Source organism: Amycolatopsis sp. NPDC006125 (assembly GCF_040614195.1).
GTDB classification, from domain to species: Bacteria; Actinomycetota; Actinomycetes; order Mycobacteriales; family Pseudonocardiaceae; genus Amycolatopsis_E; species Amycolatopsis_E tucumanensis.
In genome coordinates, this window is the sequence record NZ_JBEXTZ010000181.1 from 1 (window position 1) to 8,303 (window position 8,303).

The 8,303-nt window shown below is 73.6% G+C and carries 9 protein-coding genes; 4 read left to right on the top strand and 5 right to left on the bottom strand.

Annotation, left to right across the window (positions count from 1 at the left end):
- Window positions 1-561 precede the first annotated feature (561 nt).
- From ABZ193_RS42530 to ABZ193_RS42550, 5 genes are all read right to left on the bottom strand, one after another.
- Complete coding sequence (locus tag ABZ193_RS42530; protein WP_354714479.1) at window positions 562-1,080, bottom strand: gamma carbonic anhydrase family protein; 519 nt, start codon at window positions 1,078-1,080, stop codon at window positions 562-564.
- 29 nt (window positions 1,081-1,109) lie between these two features.
- A complete protein-coding gene (locus ABZ193_RS42535; protein WP_354714481.1) occupies window positions 1,110-2,393 on the bottom strand; it encodes an SLC13 family permease in 1,284 nt (427 codons plus the stop codon).
- 80 nt (window positions 2,394-2,473) lie between these two features.
- Window positions 2,474-3,331 carry a hydroxymethylglutaryl-CoA lyase gene (locus tag ABZ193_RS42540; protein WP_354714483.1) on the bottom strand — a complete coding sequence of 286 codons (858 nt, stop codon included), beginning with the start codon at window positions 3,329-3,331 and terminating at the stop codon, window positions 2,474-2,476.
- 1 nt (window position 3,332) lies between these two features.
- Entirely contained in the window at window positions 3,333-4,544 is a 1,212-nt protein-coding gene (locus ABZ193_RS42545) for a CoA transferase (RefSeq protein WP_354714484.1), read from the bottom strand.
- A gap of 94 nt (window positions 4,545-4,638) precedes the next feature.
- The gene (locus ABZ193_RS42550; protein WP_020418040.1) at window positions 4,639-5,286 is read right to left on the bottom strand and encodes a helix-turn-helix domain-containing protein; all 648 of its coding nucleotides are present in this window, start codon (window positions 5,284-5,286) and stop codon (window positions 4,639-4,641) included.
- 155 nt (window positions 5,287-5,441) lie between these two features.
- On the opposite strand from ABZ193_RS42550, the gene ABZ193_RS42555 reads away from it, so the two are divergent.
- The 4 genes from ABZ193_RS42555 (at window position 5,442) to ABZ193_RS42570 (ending at window position 8,236) form a co-directional block, all read left to right on the top strand.
- Window positions 5,442-6,413, top strand: a complete 972-nt coding sequence (locus ABZ193_RS42555) for a thiamine pyrophosphate-dependent enzyme (protein WP_354714486.1) — start codon at window positions 5,442-5,444, stop codon at window positions 6,411-6,413.
- Window positions 6,406-7,395: an alpha-ketoacid dehydrogenase subunit beta gene (locus ABZ193_RS42560; protein WP_354714488.1), complete on the top strand. Its 990-nt coding sequence runs from the start codon at window positions 6,406-6,408 to the stop codon at window positions 7,393-7,395. Before ABZ193_RS42555 ends, ABZ193_RS42560 begins: the two co-directional genes overlap by 8 nt.
- Window positions 7,388-7,705, top strand: a complete 318-nt coding sequence (locus ABZ193_RS42565; RefSeq protein ID WP_020418037.1) for a biotin/lipoyl-containing protein — start codon at window positions 7,388-7,390, stop codon at window positions 7,703-7,705. Before ABZ193_RS42560 ends, ABZ193_RS42565 begins: the two co-directional genes overlap by 8 nt.
- A 66-nt stretch (window positions 7,706-7,771) precedes the next feature.
- Window positions 7,772-8,236: an alpha/beta fold hydrolase gene (locus tag ABZ193_RS42570; protein WP_354714490.1), complete on the top strand. Its 465-nt coding sequence runs from the start codon at window positions 7,772-7,774 to the stop codon at window positions 8,234-8,236.
- The last annotated feature ends 67 nt before the right edge of the window (window positions 8,237-8,303 follow it).

The window sequence follows — 8,303 nt, forward strand, 5'->3', positions numbered from 1 at the left end:
AGGCGCGGCAGAACTCGCGCGGCGAGGGCCGCCAGGAGTCGGGCCGTGGTGCGGGCAGGTCTGGCGGTGCCGGCCGGCGGGAGCCGGATGCACGGCAGGAGTTGGGCCGTGGTGCGGGCAGGTCTGGCGGTGCCGGCCGGCGGGAGCCGGATGCACGGCAGGAGTCGGGCCGTGGTGCGGGCAGGTCCGGTGGCGCTGGTCGGCGGGAATCCGGCCGTGGCGCGGGGGCGGCCGCGCACAGGTCCGGCGGTAGCGCCCGGCAAGAACCGGGAACGCGGCAGCAGCCGGGTGGCGCCGCGGCCTTCTCCGCGGGCGCCCGCACCGGCCGCCGCCGGGGTGGCTCCTCTCGCTGATCGCGCCAGACGCGCCGTGTCCAGCGCGGATCAGCGCTGGATGACAGCCGCACCGAGCGCCTGCCGGGCCGGGCTCCGCCCGGCGCGACCCGCGCCGGTGAGCCCCGACGGGCGTGGATTCGGTTCGCGCCCGGGGGGACATGCGCCGGGCGCGACTCGTGCTGGCCGCCGAACGCGCCAGGGCCCGAATCCCGATCCACGCCGGACGTCAGCCGCGCCGTGCGCGGGCGTGGACCCGAGCCAATTCCCGGTAGTTCTCGGCGTTCGCGCGCGTCGCGGCCTGCTCCTCGGCGGTGAGCGGGCGCCGGACCTTCGCCGGGATTCCCGCGACCAGTGAGCCGGGCGGGATGTCCGCGCCCTCCAGCACCACCGCGCCCGCCGCGACGAGGCTGCCCGCTCCGATCCTCGCGCCGTTGAGCACCACCGCGCCCATCCCGATCAGGCAGTCGTCCTCGATGGTGCAGCCGTGCAGGACCGCGCGGTGCCCGACGCTCACCCCCGAGCCGATCGTGACGGGGAACCCGGGGTCGGCGTGCACGATCGTGCCGTCCTGGATGTTGCTGCCCGCCCCGACGGTGATCGTGTCCAGGTCGGCCCGCAGCACGGCCGTGTACCAGATCCCGGCGCCCGCGGCGACGGTGACCGCGCCGGCGACCACCGCGCCCGGCGCGATCCACGCGCCCGCGTCGACGGACGGCTGTTCGCCGTCCACAGTGAGATGTTCCATGGTGTCCTTTCCGGATGTCTACAGTGGATTCACAGTGCGGACGGCAGGATCGCCGCCGTCCAGGCGAGCAGGGGCGCGCCCGCCACGACGAGCGCGCTGTAGGCGAGCATGCGGCGCTGGAAGACGCGCTTGTCCGGGACCTGGGCCTGCGCGAGCACGATGATCCCGTTGGTGGAGAACGGGCTCACGTCGACGACGGTGGAGCAGAAGCCGAGTGCGACGACGAACCCGGCCGCGCCGAGCTGCCCGAGGTCGAGCAACGGCACGGCCAGCGGGAGCGCGATCCCGAGGGTGCCGATGGAGGAACCGAACGCGGACACGATCGCCACGGCGAAGCACAGCAGGAGCGCGGCCAGCAGTGGCGACCCGAGTGCCGCGGCCGCCTCGCCGAGCATCGCCAGGGTGCCGTTCTCCTTCAGCACCGCCATGTAGGACAGCATCCCGCACACCAGCAGCACGGCCGGCCAGGCGACCTCGTCGGCCGACGGCTTGTGCCGGTCCGGGGCGGACAGCAGCAGGACGGCGGCGATGACGAACGCCGCGACCCCGACGTCGATCCCGAACGCCCCGGCGACCAGCAGCGCGAGCATGCCGGTCAGGGTGATCACCCGCAGCGGGGTGACCCGCGCCTCGGTGACGACGGCGGTCCGGGTCCGCGTGAGCGTGCCGGTGGACCCGCCACCGGAGGCGGGCTGTGCCGGTCCCGTCACGTCCTCGTCGCCGCGGAACAGGTCACGCCCGAGAACCGCGAACAGCACCGCGGCGATGAGCACGTTGAGCCCGAACGGGACGGCGAACAGCAGCAGCGGGCTGACGTCCAGGCCGGCGTCGTCCACCATGCCGGTGGTGAACGCGCCGTACACGGTGATGGGGGAGAAGGCGGCCGACAACGCGCCGTGGCTGAGCATCATGCCCATCAGCAGCGGGTTGATCCGGTAGCGGGCGGCGATCGGCATCGCGATGGGCGCGAGCATGCCGACCGCGAGCACCGACCCCAGCGACATGAGCACGGCGGCGAGCGCGAACATCAGCCACACCACCGCCCACCGCCGCCCGCGCACCAGCTTGAGCGAGGCGGCGACGACGAGGTCGATCGTGCCGTTGACCTTCGCCACCCCGAACAGCAGCGTGATGCCGACGACGAGGACGAACGTGTCGCCGGGGAAGTACCCGGTGACGTCGTCGACGGAGATGCCGGAGATCGCGCCGACGACGAACGCGGCGACGAACGCGAGGATCCCCATGTTGACGGGCAGGACCGTGGCGAGGGTGAACACCGCCACGAGGACGAGGAGTGAAACGAACTGGACCATTGCGACCTGTTCCGGTCACGCACGCCCGCGGGGGCGGGCCACGTCACCATTGACGAGGGACCAGGGGGACGACGCGGCCGTCAGGCCGGTGCGGGTGCGCGGCGCAGCGCCTCCCGCACGGTGGCGACCGCGGTGGAAAGCACGTCTTCGTCGATCCCGGTGGGGATTCCGCGGGCGTGCAGGTGAGCCATGAGATCCTCGGTGGCGATGTTGCCGTGGGCGCCGGGCGCGAACGGGCAGCCGCCGTAGCCGCCCGCGGCGCTGTCGAAGCGGGTGACGCCCGCCTCGATCGCGGCGTCCACTGTGCTCAGAGCCTGACCGTGCGCGTTGTGCAGGTGCAGGGAGAGTTCGATGCCGGGCAGGGCGTCGCGGACCCGCGCGAGCGAGGTCATGACCTGGTCGGGCGTGGCGGTGCCCAGTGTGTCGGCCAGACCGATGCGGCGGATGCCCATCACGGCGAACCGCCTGGCGACCGCGACCAGCCGGTCCGGGGCGACCGCGCCGTCGAACGGGCACACGAACGCGGTCGAAATGCCGGCCCGGAAAGCGGTTCCCGGGTGTTCGGTCACGGCGCGAGCCAGGTCGTCCAGCGCGGCGTCGCTGTCCCGGCCGGCGTTGGCGCGGCTGTGCCCGCTGCTGGCGGAGGCGACGACCAGCACGTCGCGGGCGCCCGCGGCGACGGCGCGGCGCACGCCGCGGGCGTTGAGCGCGAGGAAGGTGTAGCGCACGGAATCCTGGTGCGGCAGTGCGGCCACCAGGTCTTCCGCTCCGGCCATCTGCGGCACCTTGGCGGGATTGACGAACGATCCGGCTTCCAGGTGCCGCAGGCCCGCGGCGACGAGCGCCTCCGCGATCGCGACCCGGTCGGCCACCGGCACCACGGCCGGCTCGTCCTGCAGGCCGTCGCGCAGCACCACGTCGGTGATGGTCACGCTCACCTCAGATCACCTTCCGCTCGCGGTAGCCGGACAGGCGCTCGGCGCCGATGCCGAGCAGTCCACTGAGCACGGCCTCGGTGTGCTCGCCCAATTCCGGACCCGCCCACCGGACGTCGCCGGGGGCGCCGGGCAGGCGCGGCACCACGCCCGGGAAGCGGATCTCCTCCGGCTCGTCCTCGACCACGACCTTGAGGGGGCGCAGCATGTCCCGCGCGCGGTAGTGCTCGTCCGCGGCGATGGCCCGCGCGTCGTACACCGGCCCCGCGGGCACCCCGGCGTCGTTGAGGATCCGCACCGCCTCCGGCGCGGTGTGCGCGGAGGTCCACGCGGTGATGGCGGCGTCGAGTTCGTCTTCCCGGGCGGAGCGGGCGTCGCCGTCGGCGAGCGCCGGGTCCTCGGCCAGGTCCCGGCGGCCGACCGCGGTCATCAGGCGTCCGAACGCGCCGCTGGAGTTGCCCGCGATCATGACCGACTGCCCGTCGGCCGTGGGGTAGACGCCACTGGGCACCACACCGGGCAGGTTCCCCGCGGTGCGCTCGCGCACCACGCCGTAGGCGTCGTAGTCCGGGATCAGCGACTCCATCATCATGAACACCGACTCGTAGAGTGCGACGTCGGCGACGCGCGGGCCGTCGTGGGGGACACCGCGTGCCTTGCCCAGCAACAACATCAGCGCGCCGACGACGCCGTAGAGCCCGGCGGCGGCGTCGGCGATCGGTGCGGCAGGCCGCACCGGGGGTCGGTCGGGGTGCCCGGTGACCTGCCGCAGCCCGCCGAAGGCTTCGGCGACGCCGCCGAACCCGGCGCGGTCGCGGTAGGGGCCGGTCTGCCCGTAGCCGGAGATGCGGACGACCACCAGGTCCGGGTTGACCGCGGTGAGATCGGCCGGCCCGAGGCCCCAGCGTTCCAGCGTGCCGGGGCGGAAGTTCTCGACCACCACGTCGCACTGCCGCACCAGGTCCAGGACGAGCGCGCGGCCCTCGTCCTGCTTGAGGTCCAGCGTGACCGACTTCTTGTTGCGGGCGATGGTCCGGAACAGCATCGACGTGCTGCCCCGGGTGCGGCGCCAGCCGCGCAGCTCGTCGCCGACGCCGGGCCGTTCGACCTTGATCACCTCGGCGCCGAAGTCGGCGAAGACGCGGGTGGCGAAGGGGGCGGCGATGAAGTTGCCGAGTTCGAGCACGCGGATGCCGGTCAGGGGAGCGTCGGCCACAACGCCTCCGTTCTCAAATAATGACTACCGATGTCATTTATCGAGAAGGACCATAAGTCGCGAGGGCCCGGCGCCACAAGACCGGTGCCCAACTTCAGCGGTGGCGCAACGCCCTTTCCAGCGTTTCCGCGGCCGCGACCACGAGATCGCCGTACTGCGCGCCCGGTCCGTCGGCGGACACCCGGAAGACCGGGGCGGCCAGGCAGACCGCCGCGACCACGTCGCCGCGGTAGCGCACGGGCGCGCTCACCGAACACAGGCCGGGGGTCCGTTCGGACACGCTCTCCACCCAGCCCCGGCCGGCGCCGGTGAGCGCCAGAGCCGCCGATCCCTTGTCCGACAACGGCAGCACCGTGCCCACGGGCACGGCGGCGCGCAGCTCGTGGGGCGACTCCTCGCTGGCCACGCACAGCCGGTCCTCGCCGCGCAGCACCCACAGCTGGGCCGTCTCGCCGGTCTCGGCGCGCAGCCCGGTGAGCACCGGCGTCGCGGCGGCCGTCAGCGCGGACGAGGCGAACCGGGGGCCGATGTGGTGGCGGCCGTCGTCGTCGCGGTGCAGCAGGCCGTGCTTGACCATGGCGGACACCAGCCGGTGGGCGGTCGGCACCGACAGCCCCAGCGCGCGGGCGATCTCGCTGGCCCCCATCGGGTTCGCCTCGACCGCGTCCAGGATCGCGACCACCCGGTCCAGCACACCTACCCCGGTCGACACCGTCTCGCGCCGCTGCTCGTCGTCCGCCACGCCGACACGGTAGCGCCGCCGGTGCGCGGCCGTCGCGGCGGCTCGCTGGACAAAGTGACCAGTGAAAGGGGCGAAACGCCGGGCAGAACGCGCACAATGATCAGCGCCGGGGGTGACACTTGCGCAGCTTAGGCGCCGCCCCGCACGCTTCGGCCATGCACGAAGCTGATCTCCCCGCGCTCCACCGCCTGATGGTCGTGGCGCGCCGGCTCGACGAAGAGGCCATCGCGCTGCAGCGCCAGGGCGTGTTCCCCGCCTACGCGCCGGCCAAGGGCCAGGAGGCCGCTCAGGTCGGCAGCGCCGCCGCGCTCGACCTGGCCCGCGACTTCGCCTTCCCGTGCTACCGGGAGCTCGGCGTCGCGGTGGCGATGGGCGTCGACCTCGTCGGCTACCTCGCGACCCACCTCAACGTCTGGCACGGCGGGCTCTACGACCCGAAGGCCTCCCGGCTGGCGCCGTTCAACGCCGTCGTCGGCGGTCCCGTCACCCACGCGGTCGGCTGGGCGATGGGCGCGAAGCTCGACGGCACCGGCGGCGCGGCGATCACCTACTTCGGCGACGGCGCCAGCTCGCAGGGCGACGTCCACGAGGCGATGAACTTCGCCGGCGTCTACCGGCTGCCGGTGGTCTTCTTCTGCCAGAACAACGGCTGGGCGATCTCGGTGCCGACCGGGGAGCAGGTGGCGGGCGGCTCGGTCGCGGCCCGCGCCGCCGGGTACGGCATCGAGGGCGTGCGCGTCGACGGCAACGACGTGGTGGCGGTGTTCGAGGCGACTCGCGCCGCGCTGGACCGCGCCCGCGACGGCGGCGGACCGACCGTGATCGAGGCGATGACCTACCGGCTGGGTCCGCACTCCACTTCGGACGATCCCGGCCGCTACCGCACGCTGGAGGACGAGCGCGCGTGGCTCGACCGGGACCCGCTGACCCGCGGGGCCGCGCAGCTGTCCGCCGACGAGGTCGCCGCAGCCGAGGAGCACGCCGCCACGGTGGTGAGCGGTGTCCGCGACGGCCTGCTGGCGCTGAACCCACCGCCCGCCGAGGAGCTGTTCTCGTTCGTCTACCGCGAGCCCACGACGGCCCTGCTGGAGCAGCAGCGGGTGTGGAAGGAGTCCCTCGATGCCTGAGTTCTCGTTGCAGCAGGCGCTGAACCTCGCCCTGCGCCACGCGTGCGAGGACGACGACCGGGTGCTGATCTTCGGCGAGGACGTCGGCACGCTCGGCGGGGTGTTCCGGGTGACCGACGGGCTGCGTGACAAGTTCGGCGAGCACCGCGTGTTCGACACCCCGCTGGCCGAGTCCGCGATCATGGGCATGGCGGTCGGGCTGGCCGTCGCCGGGTGGCGGCCGGTGCCGGAGATCCAGTTCGACGGCTTCAGCTACCCCGCGATCGACCAGATCGTCAACCAGGTCGCCCGCATGCACTACCGCAGCCGTGGCGTGCTGAACATGCCGATCACGTTGCGGCTGCCCAGCTTCGGCGGGATCAAGGCGCCCGAGCACCACGGCGAAAGCCTGGAAGCGCTGTTCGCGCACGTGCCCGGCCTCAAGGTCGTCGCGCCGGCCACCCCGCGCGAGGGCTACCACCTGCTGCGGCAGGCGATCGCCGATCCGGACCCGGTGATCTTCCTCGAGCCCAAGTCGCGGTACTGGCACCGCGAGACGTTCGACCCCACCGAGCCGGCCGAGATGCCGCCGCCCGGCACCAGCCGCATCGCCCGTCCCGGCAAGCACGGCACCCTGGTCGCGTGGGGCGCGATGGTCGCCCGCTGCCTGCAGGCCGCCGAACTGGCCGCCGAGGACGGGGTCGAGCTGGAGGTCCTCGACCTGCGCTGGCTCAAGCCGATCGACGCCGACGGGCTCGCGCGGTCGGTGGCCCGCACCCGCCGCGCGGTCGTCGTGCACGAGGCGCCGCTGACCGCCGGGCTCGGCGCCGAGGTGTCCGCGCTGATCACCGAACGCTGCTTCGCCGACCTGCGCGCGCCCGTGCAGCGGGTCGCCGGGTTCGACGTGCCCTACCCGTCCGGCGCGCTGGAGGACGAGTACCTGCCCAGCGCCGACCGCATCCTGACCGCCGTGCAGACCACCCTGGAGTACCGCCGTGGCTGAAGTGACCTTCCCCCTGCCCGACCTCGGCGAGGGCCTGATCAGCGCCCGCGTGCTGGAGTGGCTCGTCGCCGAGGGCGACTGGGTCGAGCGCAACGCGCCGCTGGTCGAACTGGAGACCACCAAGTCCGCCGTGGAGATCCCCTCGCCCCAGTCCGGCCGCGTCACCCGGCTGCACGTCGGCGAGGACGAGGAACTCGCGGTCGGCGCGCCGCTGGTCACCTTCACCGTGGAGGACGCCGGGATCGTCGGCACCGTCCCGGAGGAGCGCAAGCCGCAGCGGCGGGTCCGCCTGACCCTGCCGGAGGACTGAGACGTGTTCGCCACCGCCGCCGACGGCACCAAGATCTGGTTCGACCACGCGCCCGGGCCGCGGACGGTGCTGCTGATCCACGGCTTCGCCTCGGACAGCGCCCGCACCTGGGAGCAGACCGGCTGGTTGCGGGCGCTGGACGGGCTCGGGCACGTGGCCGTGGACCTGCGCGGGCACGGGCAGAGCGGCAAGCCCGCCTCCGGGTACTCGCCCGGCGGCCTGGCACGGGACGTGCTCGCCGTGCTCGACGAGGCCGGGTTGTCCACTGTGGGCGTGGTGACGTACTCGATGGGCGGTCTGGTCGGGTGGGAGCTGGCGCGGCTCGCCCCGGGACGGGTCGGCCGGATGGCGCTCGGCGGCATCGGCGGCCGCCCCGTCGCCCGCGAGTCGATGGAGCGCGTGCGGGAGGCGCTGTCCGGTGGCGACCTGGACGCCTGCGTCGACGGGATCGCCGGTCACCGGCTCGACGGCCCGCCGCCGGCGCCCGTGTTGTTCGCCGCGGGAGGCCGTGTCGCGGATCTCCACCGGTGAGGTGTGGACCTCGCTGATCGCGCTGACCACCCTGTACGCCGTGCTCGGCGTGGTCGAGGTGTTCCTG